This window comes from Lentzea albidocapillata, assembly GCF_000719115.1.
Lineage (GTDB): Bacteria > Actinomycetota > Actinomycetes > Mycobacteriales > Pseudonocardiaceae > Lentzea > Lentzea albidocapillata.
In genome coordinates, this window is sequence record NZ_JOEA01000022.1 from 44,173 (window position 1) to 63,218 (window position 19,046).

The window sequence follows — 19,046 nt, forward strand, 5'->3', positions numbered from 1 at the left end:
CCACCTCCGATCGGGCGACCCGAAAAGGAGGACATGATCACTGTCTGTTGGTTACCCTCCTGACCTGGTCAAGGCGGTCACTGCGACGCATTGATCCACTCGGTTGGTTGGTCTGACTCCTGTCGGAGCAATCCGATCACACTGAGAGCAGACCGTTCGCCGCAGGTAACACCCGCAACGGGCGCTTACGATGTTCGCGAACACAGGCCGGCCGGCGTAGCTCAATTGGCAGAGCACTCGCCTTGTAAGCGAAAGGTTAGGGGTTCGATTCCCCTCGCCGGCTCAATTGGGGAAGAGGGTTCGCCCAGGTGGGCGGACCCTCGTCTCATTTCCGGCGGCACGGTCGTCAGCTTTTGCGAACGAGTCCGGTAAAGCCCGCGACACTGAGCGTGGCGAACGACCAACCCAGGATCTGCACGACCCAGCCTGCTCCGGTCGCCCACTGTCCTGCTGGTCCGTTCGCCAGTTCGCATCTGGGTGTGCCACCGAGCTTCACGAGCGGGATCGCGAGATCCGCCGCAAGACTGATCCTGTTCACAGGTGAACAGGAGTTCGCGGGGCGGTCTTTGGCCGGTGTCAGGCCGTTATAGGCGTTGGTCGTCCACACGAGACAGAGCGCGAGCAGGAACGTGACGAGTAGGCCAATCACCGCCCGGGAGGGCCGGTAGCCGTAGCCGAGCGTGACGCCGAGGAACCAGTGCCACAGCCTGTTGCCGGGGTCGCCGCGATGGCGCAGGTCGTCTTGTTGTGCGATCAGGACGCGCCGTGCGGTGTGCTCGTGCCCGGCGGCGCGGTGCACGGCGGCGAGTTGCTGGTACGGCTCAGCTTCGTACCCGAAGGTGTGGTCGCGCAGCATCGTGAGCCACGCGTCGGTGTCCTCCGGTGCGTCCGGATAGGACAGTCCCCGCACCGTCACGGTGAAGGCGTCGGCCGAGACGAGGTCCTCGGCTTCGAGCCCGAGCGCCCGGACCGTCTTCGTGCTGAAGAGATCGAGCTCGAGACCGTCACCGCGGTTGAGGAGAACGTCAGGGCGGATCGTGAGCTCGCTGCCGACGTCGCAGTTGCTGATCTCCAGCGCGGCCTTGCCGCTGTCCGCGTCGATGTCGGCCTCCCGGATGGTCAGGCTCGCCCCGACCGTCGTTCTGTGCAGCGACACGGCCTGGCCCGCGCGGCCGCGCACGAGGCCGGTCAGCAGAAGCCCCGCGCCGATCGTCGTGTCCACCATGCGGATGGTGGCGTCGGCCTCCCGCGAGACCGCGTCGATCCCGCCGAGCTTCACCTCGGAACGGATCCGCGCGCCATCCGTGCACAACGCCCCGCGCAGCACGGTGTCGCGCAGATCCAGCGCGCCGATGTCGGCTTCGAGGAGGAAGAGCGCGTCGGAGTCACCGCGGATGATCGCGTTCTCGGCGGAGAACACACCGCCGACCTTCGCGCTGTTCGCGGTGATCGCGGGTCCGGCGAGCCCGGTGATCATGGCGTCGTCGAGGACCAGGTCACCGCCGATGTCGACGTTGTCCAGGTGCAGCGCGCATCCACCGCGCCATCCCGGCCTCGCGTACAACTCCCTCGCCATGAAAGAACCGGTGACCTTCAGGCCGTACGCGGTGAACGAACCGACGCTGGTGCCACCCAGCTGAAGGGTGCCGTCGATCTGGGCGTGGTCGAGGTCGAACTTGTCGCCGCACCGCGCGTGGGTCATCTCGAAGTTCCTGGTGCGCAGGCCTTCCGCCCGCACACCCCACACGTTCGTGCTGCTGAGGTCGATCGTGCCGATCTGCGCGTGCCGCAGGGTCAGTTCTTCCGGCAGGTGGCAGCCGACCAGGGCCAGCGGCCCGGCCATCGTCAGGAAGTCCAGGTCGAGCGTGCCGTCGATCCACGTCCGGCGGATCGTGAGACCGGTGGGCGAGTCCTGCGCTTCGATCACCATCGCGCGGACGTCCTCTGCCTGCATGAAGATGTGTTTCTCGTCCTGCTCTGTCTCGTTAGGACGTGACATTCTGGGCACCATGTCCTACCTCGCGGATAGCGCGCGCTACGACCAGATGACCTACCGGCGGACGGGACGCAGCGGCCTCAAGCTGCCCGCCATCTCGCTCGGTCTTTGGCACAACTTCGGCGGTGACCGGCCCTACGAGCTGGGCCGCGGAATCGCGCGGAGGGCGTTCGACCTCGGTGTCACGCACTTCGACCTCGCCAACAACTACGGTCCGCCCTACGGCTCGGCGGAGATCACGTTCGGGCAGATCCTGAAGGATGATCTCAGGCCGTACCGCGACGAGCTCGTCATTTCCACAAAAGCGGGCTACGACATGTGGGCCGGGCCGTACGGGGAGTGGGGCAGCCGCAAGTACCTGCTCAGCTCGCTCGACCAGTCGCTGACCCGGATGGGCCTCGACTACGTCGACATCTTCTACTCCCACCGGTTCGACCCGGAGACGCCGCTGGAGGAGACCATGGGCGCGCTCGTGTCCGCGGTCCAGCAGGGCAAGGCGCTCTACGCCGGCATCTCGTCGTACTCGCCCGTCAAGACCCGCGAGGCCGCCGAGCTGCTCCGGTCCGCCGGTGTGCCGCTGCTGATCCACCAGCCGTCGTACTCGATGCTCAACCGCTGGATCGAGCCGGAGCTGCTGGACACGCTGGAGGAGGTCGGCGCGGGCTGCATCGCGTTCTCGCCGCTCGCGCAGGGCATGCTGACCGACCGCTACCTCACCGGCGTTCCCGAGGGCTCGCGCGCCTCGCAGGGCAAGTCGCTGTCGACGGACCTGCTCACCGACGAGAACCTCGCCCGCATCCGGTCGCTCAACGAGATCGCGCAGTCGCGCGGCCAGTCGCTCGCGCAGCTCGCGCTGACCTGGACGATCCGCGACCCGCGCGTCACGTCGGCGTTGATCGGCGCGTCCTCAGTGGGGCAGCTGGAGCAGAACCTCGCGGCCCTGCAGGCGCCGCCGCTGACCGACGACGAGCTCGCCGAGATCGACAAGCACGCCGTCGAGTCGGGCATCGACCTGTGGGCCACGTCGTCCCAGGCGGACTAGTCCGGGTGCCGGGGGAGGCGGATCGTGAAGACCGTCGACCCCGGCCGGCTGGCCAGCTCGATCCTGCCGCCGTGCGCCTCCACCAGCGACTGGACCACGGCGAGGCCCAGGCCGCTGCCGCCGCGCTGGCGGGTCCGCGAGTCGTCCACCCGGTAGAACCGGTCGAAGATCCGTGCCTGGTCGGCCGCCGGGATACCGGGTCCGCTGTCGCTCACCCTGATCACCGCCCAGCCGTTCTCGGCCGTCACCTTCAACGCCACCGACGTGCCCGCGGGTGTGTGCACGGCCGCGTTGGCCAGCAGGTTGTCGAGCACCTGCCGCAACCGCGTGGGGTCCGCGGTCATGGTCACCGTGTCGGCGTCGACGTCCAGCACGTGCGACGGCCTGCCCGCGCGGAACGCGTCCGCCGCCGCCTCCGCGATCACCGACAGGTCCAGCTCCTCCGGGCGCAGTGGTGGCTCGGTCGCCGCGGAGTCCAGGCGTGCCAGCAACAACAGGTCGTCGAGCAGCACGCTCATGCGTGACGCCTCCGACCGCAGCTTCTCCAGGTGCTTCTCGCGTTCGCCCGGCTCGTTGGCCGCCGCGTACTTGAAGAGGTCCGCGTAGCCACGCAACGATGTGAGAGGCGTCCTCAGTTCGTGCGAGGCGTCAGCGATGAACCGGCGCAGGCGTTGTTCTGCGGCCGTGCGGGCGACCAAAGAAGTGTCGATGTGCGCGAGCATCTTGTTGAACGCCTCGCGCAGCTCCTCGACCTCGACGCCGCCGCCCCGTTTGTCCACCCGCACGGCGAGGTCACCCGAGTCGGTCAGGTCGTGCGACGAGATGTCGTGCGCGGTGTCGGCCATGTCCGACAGCGGCTGCATGCCCTTGCGGATCAACGCCTGGCCGCCCACCACCAGCGCGACCAGGGCAGCCAGGAACGCGATCACGCTGACCGTGATCAACTGCGAGATCGTGCCGTCCCTGTCGTCCAGCGGGGCTGCGCTGACCAGCACGATCTCGTTGTCGACGATCTCGCAGGCGCGCAGCCGGAACTTGCCGTCGCCACGCAGGTAGTCGGTCGCGAACAGGTCGCCGTTCAACGCCTTCTTCGCGATGGCGTCGAACTCCTCCCGATCGGCCGGCTGCTGCTCGCCCGGCTGGGGCCGCAGCTCGCCGTCCTGCATCTTGTAGACGACGGCGAACCAGTCCGGGGGAAGCTTGCTGACCTTCCCGTAGTGCTGGACCTCCTTCGCCGCGCCCGTCTGGCTGATCGCCATCTGGTCGTCGAGGCGGCGGTCCAGGAAGTCCTGCATCGACGTGACCATGACCCAGCCGACGATGACGAACACCGTCAACGCCAGCGCGCCGAGGGCCAGCGCGAGCCGGGTGCCCAGCCGCCACTGGCTGACAGGCTTCATTCCGCTGCTCGGCGGAGCACGTACCCCACACCGCGCACGGTGTGGATCAACGGCTCGCGGCCGTCGTCGAGCTTGCGGCGCAGGTGGGAGATGACGAGCTCGACCACGTTCGAACGGCCGCCGAAGTCGTACTCCCACACGTGGTCGAGGATCTGCGCCTTGGTCAGCACGGCCGGCGAGCGCCGCATCAGGTACCGCAGCAGCTCGTACTCGGTCGGCGTCAGCGTCACGAGCTTGCCGCCGCGACGGACCTCGCGGGTGTCCTCGTCCATCAGCAGATCGGAGACCTTCAGGACCGAACGCTTCCACGACGGACCCGTCGAGCGGCGCAGCACGGCCCGAAGCCGTGCCATCAGTTCTTCGACCGAAAAAGGTTTCACGAGGTAGTCGTCGCCGCCTCGGGTGAGCCCCGCCACCCGGTCCGCGGTGCCGTCACGGGCCGTCAGAAAGACCACCGGCACCATCGCGCCGGCCGCCCGCATTCGATCAAGAACGGTGAATCCGTCCAGGTCAGGCAGCATGAGGTCGAGCACGACGATGTCGGGTTGGAACTCGGCGGCCTCTCTGAGGGCCTCTTCGCCGCTGAGCGCGGTCGCGGCCTGCCAGCCCTCGTAACGGGCGACCGTCGCGACCAGGTCAGCGATGTGCGGCTCGTCATCTACGACGAGCAATCGAACCGAGTTCCCCTTGTCCACGTGCTCATGGTGCGTCACCTGATGGCTCTCCCGCTCGATCGACAGGAAGTCGACAGCGGAGGCAAAGCGGAGCCACAGCTCGAACGCAAAGGATCGAGACCGACCGCCAGAGACCGCCCTGACCGAGGAGCCCGCCGTGACGACCACCCTGCAGCCCCCCGTGCGACCGGCCCCGGCCGGTCGGGCGACGCCGCACAAGGTGCTGGCCAAAGCCGGCCTCTACGTGTTCCTCCTCGCCAACGCGGCCTTCGTGACGTACCTGTTCAACGTGGCGGGCGTCGGCTCGAACAAGCTGATCAACTTCGGCCGGCTCGCGGGCCTGTACGGCGCGCTCGCCATGGCGTTCCAGCTGCTCCTGGTGGCGCGGCTGCCGTGGCTCGACCGGCGCCTGGGCATGGACAAGCTCACCTCGTGGCACCGCTGGATCGGCTTCACGATCTTCTTCACGCTGGTCGGCCACCTGGTCTTCATCGCGCTGGGCAACGCGGGCGCGGACGGCCCGATCGCCGAGGTCATCCGGCAGGCGACCGAGCTGGAGGGCATCCTCCGTGCGCTGGTGGCGTGGGCGATCATCATGGTCGTCGGCATCGTCTCGGCCCGCTTCGCGCGGCGCCGGCTGGCCTACGAGACCTGGCACTTCATCCACCTCTACACCTACGTCGCGATCTTCCTGGCGTTCTCGCACCAGGTCGCGGTGGGCAGCACGTTCCGCAAGTCCGCGCTCGCGACCGGCTACTGGTGGGGCCTCTGGGCGTTCGCGCTCGGGTCCGTCCTGATCGGACGCGTGGTGCTCCCGGCCTACCGCAACTGGAAGCACCAGTTCCGCGTCGCCGCCGTGGTGCCCGAGGCGCCCAACGTCGTCTCGGTCTACATCGAGGGCAAGGACCTCGACCGGCTCGGCGCCAAGGCCGGCCAGTTCTTCCTCTGGCGCTTCCTGACCAAGGATCGCTGGTGGCAGGCCAACCCGTTCTCGCTGTCCGCGGCACCGAACGGCAAGTACCTGCGCCTCACCGCGAAGGCCCTGGGCACCGGCAGCGCGGACATCCGCAACATCAATGTCGGCACCCGCGTGTTCGCCGAGGGCCCGTACGGCGCCTTCACGACCATGCACCAGACCAAGCCCAACGCGTTGCTCGTCGCGGGCGGTGTCGGCGTCACGCCGGTCCGTGCGCTGCTGGAGGAGATCAAGGGCCACGTCGTGGTGCTCTACCGGGTCAGCGACCCGCGCGAAGCAGTGCTGCTGCGTGAGCTCGAAGGTCTCGCACGGGCCAAGGGCGCCGTGCTGCGCCTGGTCACCGGTTCCTCGAAGGCCATCACCGCCAACGGTCCGTTGCTCGGCCCGGAGAACATCGTCGCGCTCGTGCCGGACGTGCAGGACCGCGACGTGTTCATCTGCGGCCCCGGCGGCATGACCGACGCGGTGATCACCAGCCTCGACGAACTGGGAGTGCCCAGCAACCAGATCCACGCCGAGCGCTTCGCGCTGGCCAACTGAAAGGGCCCGACGACGTGAAGAGGGCAATTCCCGTTCTGGCGCTGAGCGTGGCCGGCCTGGTTCCGGTCTGGATCTACTCGCCGGGTGCCGCGCACGAAGGCGAACTCAGCGAGGTCGCCGCGCCGCCGGCCCAGGAACAGACGCAGCAGCAGGCGGCACCGCAGGCGACGGCACGGCAGACGGCTGCACCGCAGGCCACCGGCGCCGCGCCGAAGACGACCCAGCAGCAGACCACCCAGCAGCAGGCCCAGAACCGCAGCGTGTCCGGGCCCGCGGTGAACACCTCCGAGGGCACCGTGCAGGTGCAGGTGACGTTGCAGGGGACCAAGATCGTCGACGTGAAGGCGTTGCGGGCGCCCAACAGCAACCCGACCAGGATGGCGCTGCCGCTGCTGCGCGAGTCGGCCCTGAAGGCGCAGAGCGCGGACATCGACACGGTGTCCGGCGCGACCGCGACCTCCGAGGGCTACAAGCAGTCGCTGCAGGCCGCGATCGACGGGGCGCAGTAGCGGTGGCGGTGCGGCGCGTCGAGCAGATCATGGGGCTGCCGATCTCGGTGGACCTGCGTGACGGCGACGCCGCGCTGGCCGAGCGGGCGTTCGCCTGGCTGCGCGAGGCAGACGCCCAGTTCTCGCCGTTCAAGCCCGGCAGCGAGGTGTCCCGGCTGGACCGGGGTGAGCTCACCAGGGAAGAGCTCACCCCGGATCTCGTCGAGGTCCTCTCGCTGTGCGACTGGTACGAGCAGTCGACGGGCGGCGCGTTCACGGCACGGGTGCCGGGCCGCGGGCTCGACCCGTGCGCGGTCGTGAAGGGCTGGGCCGTGCAGCGGGCGGCGGACATGCTGCGCCAGGGCGGAGCCACGTCGTTCTGCGTCAACGCCGGCGGCGATGTCGTGACGGCCGGCGAACCCGAACCCGGAAAGCCTTGGCGCGTCGGCGTTCGGCATCCTGATCTCGCCGACCAGGTCAGCGTCGTGCTCGGCGTGCGGGACGGAGCCGTTGCCACGTCAGCGTTGTACGAACGCGGCAAGCACATCCTGGACGGCCGTACCGGTCAGCCCGTCACGGGGATCATGTCGGTCACGGTTTTCTCCGACGACCTCGCGATCGCGGATACCACTGCCACAGCAGCGTTTGCGCTGGGCAGGGACGGGATCGAGTGGGCGGCGGAGCAGGAGGACTGCGAGGTCTTCATCGTCGACGAAGATCGTCGCGTGTACTCGAGTCCTGGACTTCCCGTACACATCTGTTAACATGCTCGCCCAACGGAGCCTTGACTCCGGGGCATGATTTCGTTGATCAAGAGCTGGATCGGAGCTCGCGCTCGGGGCAAGACCCGGCCTGCTGTCGACCAACTACTCGTGCGGAAGAGCCTGCTGCAGCGCGAATTCGGGAGCGCACTGCGGCAGGCTCTTTCTGTTTGGTTACGCGTAGCGGTCCTCGTTGAAGTCCAGGTTCACGGCGGACATGCCCAGATCGCGGCCCATCGCGTCCAGCACGTCCACCATCTCCAGCCCCATCAGCCAGTCGCGGGGCAGCGCGTCGGTGCCGTGCAGCGCGCCGAGCACGTTGCCCGTCAACGCCGCCGTGGCGTCGCTGCCGCCGGAGTGGTTCGCGGAGGCGCGCATCGCGTCCACGAACTGCGACGGCTTCGGGTGCGTCAGCACGGTGTAGACCGCGATCGCCAGCGCCTCCGGGCCGGTCCAGCCGCTGCCGAGCCGATCGACGCGCACGGACGAAGAGCCGTCGTGCTCGTCGGCCAGCACCACGGCGCGCGTCAGCACCGTCGCCGTGTACGTGTCGTCGCGCAGCACCCGGCCGATGACCTGGTCGATGGCCTCGCGCAACGGCCGGGCCTTCACGGCGAGCAGGTGCACCAGCAACGCCAGTGCGCCGCCGGACACCCAGCCGCCCGTGCCACCGTGCGTCAGGGCCGCGAACCGGCAGCCGAGGTCGTACGCGATCGCCGCGGACGGCGCGAAGCCCGCCGGTGCGGTGCGGGTGACGCCGTTGCAGCCGGACGACTCGTTGTGCGGGTTCTCCGGAGTGGACGGTGTCTCAGCCGCCAGTGCGCGCAGGCACGTGAGGCCCGGCGAGCGGCTCTCGTACAGCCGTTCGTCGGCGAGCAGGCCGATCGCCCCGCGTTCGGGGGCCGGTTGCTGCTGGGTGATCAGCCAGCGTCGATAGCTGTGCCAGACCATCTGGGACGGTTCCCACTCGCCGGTGCGCTTGCCGCGCACCCAGGCGCGCAGGTAGCCGTCGGCGGTGAACAACGTCAGCTGGGTGTCGTCGGTGAACAGCGCTGGCTTGGGTGGCCCCAGAACGCCCTCGGGACCGTGCTCGCGCTGGATGTCGGCCAGGCCGAGGTACTGCACGGGCGCACCGAGCGCATCACCGAGAGCGCCGCCGAGAAGGCACCCGGCGCCGCGGTCAACCACGGAATTCCTGTCTCGCGGCACGTGTGAACAGTAGCGTCCCGCGAACTTGGGCCGTACTTGTATCTGAGACTCGGGCTTGCGCACCTGTTGAAGTGACGAGGTCAGCGCACCTGAGGAGGGGCATGCGGAGCAAAACCGGACTCGAGTTCGGCGTGCTCGGTCCACTCCAGGTGCTCGCGGACGGACGGCTCGTCCAGCTGGGCCGTCGTGGCATGCGCGGGTTGCTGGCCATGCTGGTCGTCGAGGCGAACCGACCCGTCTCGATCGACCAGATCGTCGACGCGCTGTGGACGGACACGCCTCCGGCCACCGCGCGGACGATCGTGCACGGGTACGTCTCGCGGCTGCGCAAGGTGCTGGAGGAGTCCGATCCCGCGGGGTCCGCGACCATCCGCACCACGCCGACGGGCTACCAGCTGGCCGTGGATCCCTGGCGCCTCGACCTGCATCGCGCCAAGCAGCTCGTGGCGTCTTCTCGCGGCAAGCCCGCCGCCATCAGGGCGGGCTTGCTGCGCGAGGCGCTGGGTCTGTGGCGCGGGCCGGTGCTCGCGGACGTGCCGGGCGACCCGATGACGTCCGACCTGGAGGAGCTGCGGCTGTCCGCGTTGGAGGAACGCATCGATGCCGAGCTCGAACTCGGCCGCCACCTGGAGTTGGTCGGCGAGCTGCGCGGGCTGTGCACCGAGTACCCGTTCCGGGAACGCCTGGTCGCCCACAGCATGCGCGCGCTGTACCGGGCAGGGCAGCGTGCCGACGCGCTGGAGGCCTACCAGCGGTTTCAGCGCCGTGCCGTGGACGAGCTGGGCATCGACCCCGGGCCGCAGCTGCGCGCGTTGCACGAGCAGGTCCTGCGCGACGACCCGTCGTTGAGCGTGGTCGGCGCGGTCGAGTCGCGTCCCGTCGCGCCGCGCGCGGGGATCGTGGCACCGGCGTTGCTGCCCGCTTCCGCGTCGCGGTTGTTCGGCCGGGACGACGACAGGTTGTGGCTCGACAACGTGGTGGGGGCGCGGAACCTGCTGGCGACGTCGGTCGCCGTGCTGACCGGTGCACCCGGTGTCGGCAAGAGCGCTCTCGCGATCACGTGGGGGCACGAGAACTCCGAGCTGTTCCCGCACGGCGTGCTGTTCGCGTCGCTGGGGGACACCGAGCCGGGCGAGGTGCTGACCCGGTTCCTGGTGGCGATGGGCGTGCCGGCGGACGGCGTGCCGGTCGGCGTCGAGGACCGTGTCGGGCTGTACCGCTCGCTGCTCAACCGCCGCCGCGTGCTGGTGGTGCTGGACGACGCGACGGCGTTCGACCAGGTCCAGCCGCTGCTGCCGCCCGGTTCGGGTTCGGTGGTGCTGGTGACGTCGCGGTCCCAGATGGAACGACTCGTCGTCACCAACAGCGCCCGCGTGCGCAAGCTCGGCCCGTTGGACGACCCGTCGGCGCGTGCGCTGGTGGACGACGTGCTGGGCAGGCCGTTGTCGCGGGAAGACCCGGTGGCCTCGCAGAAGCTCGCCGAACTGTGCGGTGGGTTGCCGCTCGCGCTGCGGGTGGCCGCCGCGAAGCTCGTGATCAGTCCGGAGTGGACGGTCGACGAGCTGGTGGGGGAACTGGCCGACGACGGGCACCGGATGCGCGGCCTCGACCTGCCGCAGGCGGGGATGGGGGTGTCGCGGGCGCTGGACCTCTCGACCCGTGATCTTCCCTCCGAACTGGGCGAGGTCTTCCAGTCCGTGGGCCTGGCACCCGGCCGGTGGATGTCGCCGCACGCCGTCGCCGCGCTGACCCGCATCCAGGTCGAGTCGGCCCGGTCCCGGCTGGTTCAGCTCGTCGGGGTGAACCTGCTGGTCGAGCCGTGGCCGGACGGCTTCACGATGCACGAACTGGTGCGCCTGTACGTACGGGGAGCAGGCCATGCCGACCTGGACTCGTTGCGGCGCCTGGTGAACTACTACCTCGTGGCGTGCGACCACGTGCGCCGGGCAATCCGCCCGGCCCGTGACGGCCTGGACTTCGTGTTGGCGGACAACGGTTCCACGGCCTTACCGGCGTTCGGTGACCCGGTCGACTGGTTCGACCAGGAATGGCCCAACATCGTCGCGGTCGTGCACGCGTCCGCAGAACGGGGCCTGCACGACCAGGTGTGGCAACTGGTCCGGCTGCTGCACCACTACGCGACCGTGCGCGCACTCACCGGGGAGTGGGTGGCGCTGGTCGGGTTCGGTCTGGCCGCGGCCGAGGTGACGGGGAGCCGCCTCGGACAGGTCCTCATGCTGGACACGACCTACACGACGAACGCCCGGCTGGGACGTTCCGTCCTGCTGCCGGACGCTCGCCGCGCGCACCGGATCGCGACGGAGCTGGGCGAGCGCCAGTACCTCGTGCTGACGCTCGCCCAGCTCGCCGACGTCCTGTTCCGGCTGGAGCAGCACGACGAGGCGCTGCTGCACTTCTGGGAGTCCGTGCAGCTCGCCCAGCAGTCCGGGGACGTCGTCGGCGAAGCGCACGGCCTGAACAACGTGGCACAGGTGGAACAGGCCCGCGGTCACGTGGAAATCGCTCTGCAGCACCAGGCTCACGCCGTCGAGGTGTACCGGCGCTCGGGCGACACCGTCGCGCTGATCCGTGGTCTCGCCAACCTGGCCGAGCTGCACCTGGAAGCCGGCGCGCTGGACCAGTCCGAGCTGCTGGCCCGCCAGGTCGTCGACCAGGCCGCCGTCGCCGAGGTGACGTACCTCGAGGGCTTCGGCCGGCACGTGCTCGGCGGCGTGTTGCTCCGGCGGGCGGAATGGGCTGCCGCGGCAGCGGAACTGACGGAGGCGCTGCGCCTTTACGCGCAGGTCAATTCGGCCCGTGCGGTCGAGGTCCGGACGCTGCTGGACTCGCTCTCGTCCGAGGTTTAGCGGACGTTTAGTCGTCTGGTCCCAAAGCATGGGATGTTGGAGCAGCAGGCCGCCGAGTGGGGGATTACCGAGGGGGTAAGGCGCCTGCAACTGGAGGGCCTGACCGGCATTCGGGGGAGAGTGCCGGTCGGGCCTTCCGCTTGTGTCAGTTGACGACGTGGCTTTCGTCGCTGCAACGCGCCATGGGCAGCAGTTCGGGCCGCTTGGGCGCCAGGCCGTCGCCCATCGACTCACCCCTGATCGTGCGGCCGATCCACGGCACCACGTGCTCGCGCGCCCACTTGAGGTCCGCCTTGCGCTGGGTGACCCAGTCGGCCTGCTGCAGCGCGGGCCACGGCTCGTTCCAGGACTGGTCGTCGATCAGCCCGAGCACCTCGGCGGCCTTGAGCGCCACGCGCTGGTGCCCCTCCGGCGAGAGGTGCAGCCGGTCCTCACTCCACGCGCGACGGTCGTGCAACGGGTGCATGGCCCACAGGTCGACCATCCGGCAGTGGTAGCGCTCGGCGATCGACCACAGGTGCGTGTTGTAGATGGCGACCTTGCCGCGGATGCTCCTGAGCAGCGGCGTGGAGCGCGTGTCGAACCCGGTGAAGATCACGACGTCGCAACCGGCGGACCTGAGGTCGGCCACGGCCACCTCGTAGACCTCGGCCAGCGCGTCCGGGTCGCTGTTGGGCAGCATGATGTCGTTGCCGCCGCCGCAGAACGTCACCAGGTCCGGCTTGAGCGAGATCGCGAGCGGCACCTGGTCGTCGATGATCTCCTGCAGCATCTTGCCTCGGACCGCGAGGTTGGCGTACCTGAACTCAGGCGCCCGCTGGGCGATCATGCCCGCCAGCCGGTCCGCCCAGCCCATGTAGGTGTCGCCGGGGCCCGGGTCGTCCATGCCCTCGGTGAAGCTGTCCCCCAGGGACACGAGACTGTTCCATCGCAGCAGCACAACATCCCCCTTGCTCGTACGACCTCGCCCGTCCTGCCATTCGCCTTCGGGCTCCCGACCGGAGGCGACTGGTCAGCTTGCACAACGAACCCTTGGTTACGCCACCGTCGGTTACGGCATCGTAGGTTTTGTCGCTATGGGTGACGATTCTTTTACCACTCGATCGAGGGAAGCTGGAGGGTGATCCGGGGGATTCGTCCTGACCTGTCGCTACCTTCTGCCGGGTGCGTTCTGATTTGCCGCTTCCGTTCCTTTCCATCGGTGTCGCGCTTGTCACAGCCCTGGTGCTGGCCTGGGTCGCCCTGAGCGGGCCGGCGTCGCCCGGAGCCGGCGGTCACCCCGTGGTCACGCCACCTCCGCATTCCAACCCCGTGGTCACCCCGGAGGTCGTGTCGCCCCGGGAAAGCGTGGTCGGGACGACGGTGATGCCTCCTCGTGCCCTGAACGCCGAAAACCCCCGCGACGACCTCGGCGCGTGAGGTCGTCGCGGGGGTCGTTGGGCCTTTCCGAGGAGCGCCGCCGCCGGGACTTGCCCCCCGGAAAGGGGTTGGGACCACTGCTCGGGACGCCGCCGCCGATCTGCCCCGAGCAGTGGGGCTGGGACCGTCTCAGGGGGCACCGCCGCCGATTCGCCCCCTGAGACGGGGTCTGGTGGTCTAACCGCTTGCTGCCACGTCCAGGACGGCTGCCGGGACGTTGTCGTTGTAGGCCGAGCGCAGCCTCAGCTCTGCGCCCGGCGAGGCCCCGATGTGGTCGAGGCCCAGGAGAGCCGCACCCACCACGGGTGGCACGTCGACCAGGCGGACCTGGGCGAGTGGGGCGGCTTCCACGATCTGCCGGCGAACCGGGCCGACGACCGTGTCGCCGGTGTGCGTCAGGACTCCGCCGCCCAGCACCACGTCCACGGGCTCGTTCATCAGTTCGAGCTTGCGCATGGAGACCGTGGCGAGCAGCACGATCTCCTCGATCAGGCGGTCGATCTGTTCCAGGGCAACGGAATCGCCCTGCTCGGCCACCTCGAACACCAACGGGCAGAGGGCGTGCGGGTCCAGTCCGATCTCCTCGAAGTGGATCTTCTCGACCACCTTGGCGATCGACTTCTCGCCGTAGTGTGCGAGGAGGGCGTCCAGCAGCAGGGTCGGCCTGCCCCGGCCGTCCTCCGCTCGCACCGCGTGCCAGAGCGCGTCGTTGCCGAGCTGGCCGCCGCCTCCCCAGTCACCGGAGATCGCGCCCAGGGCGGGGAAGCGGTGGGTCCGGCCGTCCCTGGCCACGCCCACCGCGTTGATGCCCGCGCCGCAGACGACCGCCACGCCGCCGGCGGCAGCGGTGCCCGCCCGCAGCAGCGCGAAGGTGTCGTTGCCGACGAACGTCGTTGTCGACCAGCCCCGCTCGGTGATCGCCCGCGTCAGGTCCTCCTCCTCGCGGGGCAGATCTGCACCCGCAAGGTAGGCGGACGTGTGCGTGGCGATCGGCTCGTCGGGGGACAGTCCCGCCTGAGCTGCGGCCTCGCGTGCCAGTCCCTCGAACACGTCGAGTCCGCGCTTCATGCCCACGGTCTGAGGCGGGGCACCAGGGCCGCGCACCTGCGCGAGCACCTTGCCGTCCGCGTCGACCAGCAGCACAGCGGTCTTGCTGTTCCCACCGTCGATGGCGAGCACCCGGTCCGTCATCGTTGTCAGTTTCCCTTCACCCACGGCAGCAGGTCGCGGTTCTGCGCGATCAGCTCGTCGGCCAGCTGGTCCGCGATCGCGTGCTGGCCGATCAGCGGGTGCGCGAGCAGCGCGTTCGCCACTCGGTCCCGGCCGCCGTGCTTTGCGGCTTCCAGCGCCAGGTACTCGTACGCGGTGACGTGCGAGATCAGGCCGGAGATGGACGGTTCCACCGGACGCACCGGCAGCGCCCTGCCGCCGTTCGCGTCCACTGTGGATGAAACCTCGATCACGGCGTCGTCGGGCAGGAAGGGCAGCGAGCCGTTGTTCTGCACGTTAACCACGTGCTTCTCAGCGCCTGCGCCACCGGTCAGCGCGTGCACCAGCTGCACGGCCGCCTCGGAGTAGTACGCGCCGCCGCGTTGCGACAGCTGCTCCGGCTTCGTCACGACCGACGGGTCGCCGTAGATGTCGAGCAGTTCCTTCTCGACCGCCGCCACGACCTCGGCCCGCGGCGGTTCGGTGAGCTGCTTCTTCACGACGGCGTCGTGGTTGTAGAAGTAGTTCAGGTAGTACGACGGCACCATGTTCAGGCGCCGCATCAGCGCGCCGTCGATGCCGATGTGCTTCGCCAGGCCCTCGATGTGGTCGGCGAGGAGTTCCGGCATGCGGTCGACGCCGTCGACGTACACGCCGCGTTCCCACGTGAGGTGGTTCAGGCCGACGTGCTCCAGCTCCACAGTGGACGGATCGACGCCGAGCAGTGCGGACGTCCAGCGCTGGAACGTGATCGCCACGTTGCACAGGCCGATCGCCTTGTGACCCTCCTGCAACAGAGCGCGCGTCACGATGCCGACCGGGTTCGTGAAGTTCACGATCCACGTGTCGGGACCGGCGAGCCGGCGCACCTTGTCCGCGATGTCCAGGACCACCGGCACGGTCCGCAGGGCCTTGGCGAGGCCTCCCGCGCCGGTGGTCTCCTGGCCGACGCACCCGCAGGTGAGCGGGAACGTCTCGTCCGAGGCACGCGCCTTCTGCCCGCCGACACGCAGCTGCAGCAGAACCGCGGACGCGCCCTCGATGCCTTCTTCGAGCGACGTGGTGGTGCGCACCTTCGCCGAGTGACCCGCGTGCTCCAGCAGCCGCTGGCTGAACGGGCCGATCAGTGAGAGGCGGTGCTCGTCCGGGTCGACGAGGACGATCTCGTCCACCGCCAGGCTGGTGCGACGGCCGGCGATGCCGTCGATCAGCTCAGGTGTGTAGGTGGACCCGCCACCGACGACGGTGAGTTTCATCCCTTGACCCCCGTGAACGTGATTCCCTTGACGAACGACTTCTGGGCGAAGACGAAGAGGACGACGGCCGGGATCATCGTCAGGAACGTGACGGCCATCGAGGAGTTCCACTGGACGATGTGCATGCCCTTGAACGTCGCCAGTGCCAGCGACAACGTCCACTGGTCCTTGACTTCACCGGTGTAGAGCAACGGGCCGAAGTAGTCGTTCCAGGTGAAGAGGAAGCAGAACAGCGCGGTCGCCGCGATGCCGGGCTTCGCCATCGGGATGATGATCCGGACCAGCGCCTGGAACTCCGAGCACCCGTCCACCCGTGCCGCGTCCACATAGGACTGCGGGATGGTGAGCATGAACTGGCGCAGCAGGAAGATGCTGAACGCGTCGAACAGGAAGTACGGCGCGATCAACGGCACCAGCGTGCCCGTCAGGCCCAGCGAGGACCACGTGTCGTACAGCGGCACGGCCACGACCTGCGGTGGCAGCATCATCGCGCCGATGACGAGGAGGAACGCCACGTTCCGGCCGCGCCACTTGAGCTTCGCGAGCGCGTAGGCCGCCGGGATCGACGAGATCAGCATGCCCAGGGTCGCGAGCAGCGAGTACGTGAGGCTGTTGATCAGGTACTGGAACAGCGGGGCCTTGTCGAAGACCTCGACGAAGTTGCCCCAGTGCCATTCGCGCGGCCAGAGGTTCGAGGTGAACGCCTGGTCGTCCGACATCACCGCGGTGAGGAAGACGAACACGACGGGCGTGGCGAACATCAGGCCGAGCGCGAGGCCGATCGCGTGCGTCGCCACCCAGTTCAGGATGCCTGCGACGTCGCGCTTGCGGCGCGGCTGCTCCGGTTCCGAGGGGACGTCGACCGGTGGTTTGGTCAGCGTGGCGGTCATGCTCCCGGACCCCCTTCCTCAGCGGTGGAGTTCTTGCGCATCCGCTGCACCAGAACGATGGTCACGGCGAACGAGATGATGAACAGGACCGTGGCCATGGCGGCCGCGTAGCCCATGTCGAAGTAGCGGAAGCCTTGCGTGTACAGGTAAACCGGGAACGTCAGCGTGGAGTTGTCCGGGAAACCGAGATATTTGGTCGATCCCGTCGCGTCCGCCGCTCCCGAGCCGGCCGACCCCGCGACGACCGCCTGTGTGAAGAGCTGCAACGCGAGGATCACCGAGTTCACGATGCCGAAGAGCAGCACCGGTGAGATCGTCGGAAGCGTGACGTGCCACCAGCGCCGGATCGGGCCGGCGCCGTCGAGTTCGGCGGCCTCGTACTGTTCCTGCGGCACGTCGAGGATCGCGGCGAGGATGATGATCATCAGGTCGCCGGAGATCCACAGCATGATCGCGGTGATGCCGGGCTTGGCCCATGCCGGGTCCGAGAAGAACAGCGGTGCGTCGACACCGAACCAGCCGAGCACGCTGTCCAGCGGACCGCCGTTGGGACGCATCACCATGAAGAACACGAGTGTCGCGGCCACTGGCGGTGCCAGTGAAGGCAGGTAGCAGAGCGTGCGGATCAATCCGACGCCCGACTTCAGGCGAGCGATGACCGATGCCACGCCCAGCGCGAACACGGTCCGCGCGATCGTGAGCACCACGACGAACCACAGCGTGTTCGTGATCGCCTTGATGAGCAGGGGATCCTTGAACATGAATGTGTAGTTGTCGAGTCCGTTGAACTCCGGCGGGTTGATCAGGTCGTACTTCGTGAACGAGAGCACGACCGTGGTGACCAGCGGATAACCGAAGAACAGGACGAAGCCGATGATTGCCGGGGCCATGAACCCGAGCACGGCGAGACGGTGGCGGGCACGTGCCCGCCCCCTGCCGGGGGCGGGACGGGCGCCGAGCGTGGCGGTCATCTTGCGAATCCCCTACTTGCCGCTCTTGGCGATCAGGTCGTCGATGTTCTTGTCGACTTCCTTGAGGCCTGCCGCCAGGTCCGGGACCTTGCCGGACTGGTAGGAGACCGAGAAGTCGGTGACAGCCTTGATGTGCGCGTCACCGATCGGGGTGACCGGGTTGCCCTTGAGCTTGTCGCTCTTGGCCAGGTCGATGAACGTCTTGAACTGCTCGTCCACCTCGAGCTTGGGGCTCTCCATGGCGGCCTTGGTGCTCGGGACGTTCTTGATGGCGTTGGACAGGCCGACGATCGTGTCGGTGTCGAACGTCAGGTGCTTGATCAGCTCCCACGCGGCGCCGGGGTTCTTGGCGCCCTTGGGAATGCCCATGATCGTGCCGGTGGTGAACGCGGTGCCGTAGTCGGCGGGCTTCGAGGTCGGGAACGGAGCCGTGCCGAACTTGATCTGCGGCGCCTGCGCCTTGAGGAAGGCGGTGCGGTACTCACCGTCGACCATCATCGCGATCTTGCCCTGGTGGAACGCGTGGTCGGCCGAGTACTCCTGGCCGAGACCCGCGCGGAACCGCTCGAGAGCGTCGTAGCCGTAGAAGTCGACGAGCTTCTTCTGGAACGTCATCATCTCGGTGAAGCCGGGGGAACTGGCGAGACCGGACTTGCCGTCCTTCTCCCACTCCGCGCCGAACGTCGGCGCGAGAATGGTCGGGCGGTTGGCGTAGAAGCCCATCGTGGGCAGGTAGCCCGCGACCTCGATGTCACCGTTCGGCGCCTTCTTGGTCGCCTTCACGGCCGCGTCGTACAGCTCGTCCAGCGTCTTCGGCGGGGTCGTGATGCCGGCCGCCGACAGCATGTCCTTGTTGTAGTACATGGCGTAGACGTCGGTGAGCATGGGCATCGCACAGCGGTTGCCCTTGTACTCGGTGTACTTCTGCACCGCGGGGGTGAGCTGGTTCAGGTCGACCTTGTCGCGGTCGATGTAGGCCTTCAGCGGCTGGAACGCCCCGGAGGAGCAGAACTGGCCGATGTTGTCCGTGGTGAACGACAGCGCGACGTCCGGCGTGTTGCCCGAACGGATACCCGCGGTGATCTTGTCGTCGTCCTGCGAGCCCTCGTGCTTGATCTCGATGTTCGGGAACTTCTGGTTGAACGTCTTGAGGGCCTTCGTGACTTCTTCGTACTCACGGTCGGAGTAGTTGCTCCAGACCGTGAGCGTCAGCTTCTCGTCCTTGCCAGGAGCAGCTGCGGCGTCGGAATTGGCGCCACCACCCTTGCCCGCCGCACATGCGGTGAGGGTCAGCGCTGCGGCGACACAGAGCAAGGCAGCACGTGTGTGCTTGCGCATGTGCACTCCT

At 68.4% G+C, this 19,046-nt stretch carries 16 protein-coding genes and 1 tRNA gene; 7 read left to right on the forward strand and 10 right to left on the reverse strand.

Features of this window, described 5'->3' with window-relative positions; all coding sequences use genetic code 11:
* The first annotated feature begins 210 nt into the window (after nucleotides 1-210).
* Nucleotides 211-283, forward strand: a tRNA-Thr gene (locus IG04_RS0132400).
* A 63-nt stretch (nucleotides 284-346) separates the two neighbouring features.
* On the opposite strand, the gene IG04_RS0132405 is transcribed toward IG04_RS0132400, so the two are convergent.
* Nucleotides 347-1,999 carry a hypothetical protein gene (locus tag IG04_RS0132405; RefSeq protein WP_084402102.1) on the reverse strand — a complete coding sequence of 551 codons (1,653 nt, stop codon included), beginning with the start codon at nucleotides 1,997-1,999 and terminating at the stop codon, nucleotides 347-349.
* 10 nt (nucleotides 2,000-2,009) lie between these two features.
* Here IG04_RS0132405 and mgrA point away from each other — a divergent pair, with 10 nt between their 5' ends.
* Nucleotides 2,010-3,038, forward strand: coding sequence for an L-glyceraldehyde 3-phosphate reductase (gene mgrA, locus IG04_RS0132410; protein WP_030480545.1), 1,029 nt, complete (start codon nucleotides 2,010-2,012; stop codon nucleotides 3,036-3,038).
* Here mgrA and IG04_RS0132415 read toward each other — a convergent pair.
* Together IG04_RS0132415 and IG04_RS0132420 are read right to left on the reverse strand one after the other, a co-directional pair.
* Nucleotides 3,035-4,438 (reverse strand): sensor histidine kinase, encoded by a 1,404-nt coding sequence (locus IG04_RS0132415; RefSeq protein ID WP_030480546.1) that lies wholly within the window; start codon nucleotides 4,436-4,438, stop codon nucleotides 3,035-3,037. The two genes, mgrA and IG04_RS0132415, sit on opposite strands and share 4 nt — an antisense overlap.
* On the reverse strand, nucleotides 4,435-5,133 hold the full coding sequence (locus IG04_RS0132420; protein WP_030480547.1) for a response regulator transcription factor: 699 nt from the start codon (nucleotides 5,131-5,133) through the stop codon (nucleotides 4,435-4,437). The genes IG04_RS0132415 and IG04_RS0132420 overlap by 4 nt, the downstream gene beginning before the upstream one ends.
* Nucleotides 5,134-5,269: 136 nt before the next feature.
* Between IG04_RS0132420 and IG04_RS0132425 the strand changes: the two genes are divergently transcribed.
* The 3 genes from IG04_RS0132425 to IG04_RS0132435 are packed head-to-tail and all read left to right on the forward strand — an operon-like array spanning nucleotide 5,270 to nucleotide 7,880.
* Complete coding sequence (locus IG04_RS0132425) at nucleotides 5,270-6,628, forward strand: ferredoxin reductase family protein (protein WP_030480548.1); 1,359 nt, start codon at nucleotides 5,270-5,272, stop codon at nucleotides 6,626-6,628.
* Nucleotides 6,629-6,642: 14 nt separating this feature from the next.
* Nucleotides 6,643-7,137 carry an FMN-binding protein gene (locus tag IG04_RS0132430; RefSeq protein WP_030480549.1) on the forward strand — a complete coding sequence of 165 codons (495 nt, stop codon included), beginning with the start codon at nucleotides 6,643-6,645 and terminating at the stop codon, nucleotides 7,135-7,137.
* Nucleotides 7,138-7,139: 2 nt separating this feature from the next.
* The gene (locus tag IG04_RS0132435) at nucleotides 7,140-7,880 is read left to right on the forward strand and encodes an FAD:protein FMN transferase (protein ID WP_245816676.1); all 741 of its coding nucleotides are present in this window, start codon (nucleotides 7,140-7,142) and stop codon (nucleotides 7,878-7,880) included.
* Nucleotides 7,881-8,051: 171 nt separating this feature from the next.
* Here the strand turns inward: IG04_RS0132435 and IG04_RS0132440 are convergent, their stop codons facing one another.
* Complete coding sequence (locus IG04_RS0132440; protein ID WP_245816675.1) at nucleotides 8,052-9,065, reverse strand: ADP-ribosylglycohydrolase family protein; 1,014 nt, start codon at nucleotides 9,063-9,065, stop codon at nucleotides 8,052-8,054.
* Nucleotides 9,066-9,187: 122 nt separating this feature from the next.
* Here IG04_RS0132440 and IG04_RS0132445 point away from each other — a divergent pair, with 122 nt between their 5' ends.
* A complete protein-coding gene (locus tag IG04_RS0132445; RefSeq protein WP_030480552.1) occupies nucleotides 9,188-11,953 on the forward strand; it encodes an AfsR/SARP family transcriptional regulator in 2,766 nt (921 codons plus the stop codon).
* A 145-nt stretch (nucleotides 11,954-12,098) separates the two neighbouring features.
* Here IG04_RS0132445 and IG04_RS0132450 read toward each other — a convergent pair whose 3' ends face one another.
* Nucleotides 12,099-12,890: an SGNH/GDSL hydrolase family protein gene (locus IG04_RS0132450; protein ID WP_030480553.1), complete on the reverse strand. Its 792-nt coding sequence runs from the start codon at nucleotides 12,888-12,890 to the stop codon at nucleotides 12,099-12,101.
* A gap of 227 nt (nucleotides 12,891-13,117) precedes the next feature.
* On the opposite strand from IG04_RS0132450, the gene IG04_RS0132455 reads away from it, so the two are divergent.
* A complete protein-coding gene (locus tag IG04_RS0132455) occupies nucleotides 13,118-13,372 on the forward strand; it encodes a hypothetical protein (protein WP_144065657.1) in 255 nt (84 codons plus the stop codon).
* 177 nt (nucleotides 13,373-13,549) lie between these two features.
* Here the strand turns inward: IG04_RS0132455 and IG04_RS0132460 are convergent, their stop codons facing one another.
* The 5 genes from IG04_RS0132460 to IG04_RS0132480 are packed head-to-tail and all read right to left on the reverse strand — an operon-like array spanning nucleotide 13,550 to nucleotide 19,036.
* A complete protein-coding gene (locus IG04_RS0132460) occupies nucleotides 13,550-14,563 on the reverse strand; it encodes an N-acetylglucosamine kinase (RefSeq protein WP_030480555.1) in 1,014 nt (337 codons plus the stop codon).
* A 5-nt stretch (nucleotides 14,564-14,568) separates the two neighbouring features.
* Nucleotides 14,569-15,837 (reverse strand): 6-phospho-beta-glucosidase, encoded by a 1,269-nt coding sequence (locus IG04_RS0132465; protein ID WP_030480556.1) that lies wholly within the window; start codon nucleotides 15,835-15,837, stop codon nucleotides 14,569-14,571.
* Nucleotides 15,834-16,727, reverse strand: coding sequence for a carbohydrate ABC transporter permease (locus IG04_RS0132470; protein ID WP_030480557.1), 894 nt, complete (start codon nucleotides 16,725-16,727; stop codon nucleotides 15,834-15,836). Before IG04_RS0132470 ends, IG04_RS0132465 begins: the two co-directional genes overlap by 4 nt.
* Complete coding sequence (locus IG04_RS0132475; protein WP_030480558.1) at nucleotides 16,724-17,698, reverse strand: carbohydrate ABC transporter permease; 975 nt, start codon at nucleotides 17,696-17,698, stop codon at nucleotides 16,724-16,726. Before IG04_RS0132475 ends, IG04_RS0132470 begins: the two co-directional genes overlap by 4 nt.
* A 12-nt stretch (nucleotides 17,699-17,710) precedes the next feature.
* The gene (locus IG04_RS0132480; RefSeq protein ID WP_030480559.1) at nucleotides 17,711-19,036 is read right to left on the reverse strand and encodes an ABC transporter substrate-binding protein; all 1,326 of its coding nucleotides are present in this window, start codon (nucleotides 19,034-19,036) and stop codon (nucleotides 17,711-17,713) included.
* Nucleotides 19,037-19,046: the final 10 nt, after the last annotated feature.

What these genes read in the sequence shown, in the direction of transcription:
- IG04_RS0132405 (WP_084402102.1), bottom strand. Translation starts at nt 1,999, where the DNA reads ATGTCACGTCCTAACGAGACAGAGCAGGACGAGAAACACATCTTCATG.
- mgrA (WP_030480545.1), top strand. Translation starts at nt 2,010, where the DNA reads ATGTCCTACCTCGCGGATAGCGCGCGCTACGACCAGATGACCTACCGG.
- IG04_RS0132415 (WP_030480546.1), bottom strand. Translation starts at nt 4,438, where the DNA reads ATGAAGCCTGTCAGCCAGTGGCGGCTGGGCACCCGGCTCGCGCTGGCC.
- IG04_RS0132445 (WP_030480552.1), top strand. Translation starts at nt 9,188, where the DNA reads ATGCGGAGCAAAACCGGACTCGAGTTCGGCGTGCTCGGTCCACTCCAG.
- IG04_RS0132460 (WP_030480555.1), bottom strand. Translation starts at nt 14,563, where the DNA reads ATGACGGACCGGGTGCTCGCCATCGACGGTGGGAACAGCAAGACCGCT.
- IG04_RS0132465 (WP_030480556.1), bottom strand. Translation starts at nt 15,837, where the DNA reads ATGAAACTCACCGTCGTCGGTGGCGGGTCCACCTACACACCTGAGCTG.
- IG04_RS0132470 (WP_030480557.1), bottom strand. Translation starts at nt 16,727, where the DNA reads ATGACCGCCACGCTGACCAAACCACCGGTCGACGTCCCCTCGGAACCG.
- IG04_RS0132475 (WP_030480558.1), bottom strand. Translation starts at nt 17,698, where the DNA reads ATGACCGCCACGCTCGGCGCCCGTCCCGCCCCCGGCAGGGGGCGGGCA.
- IG04_RS0132480 (WP_030480559.1), bottom strand. Translation starts at nt 19,036, where the DNA reads ATGCGCAAGCACACACGTGCTGCCTTGCTCTGTGTCGCCGCAGCGCTG.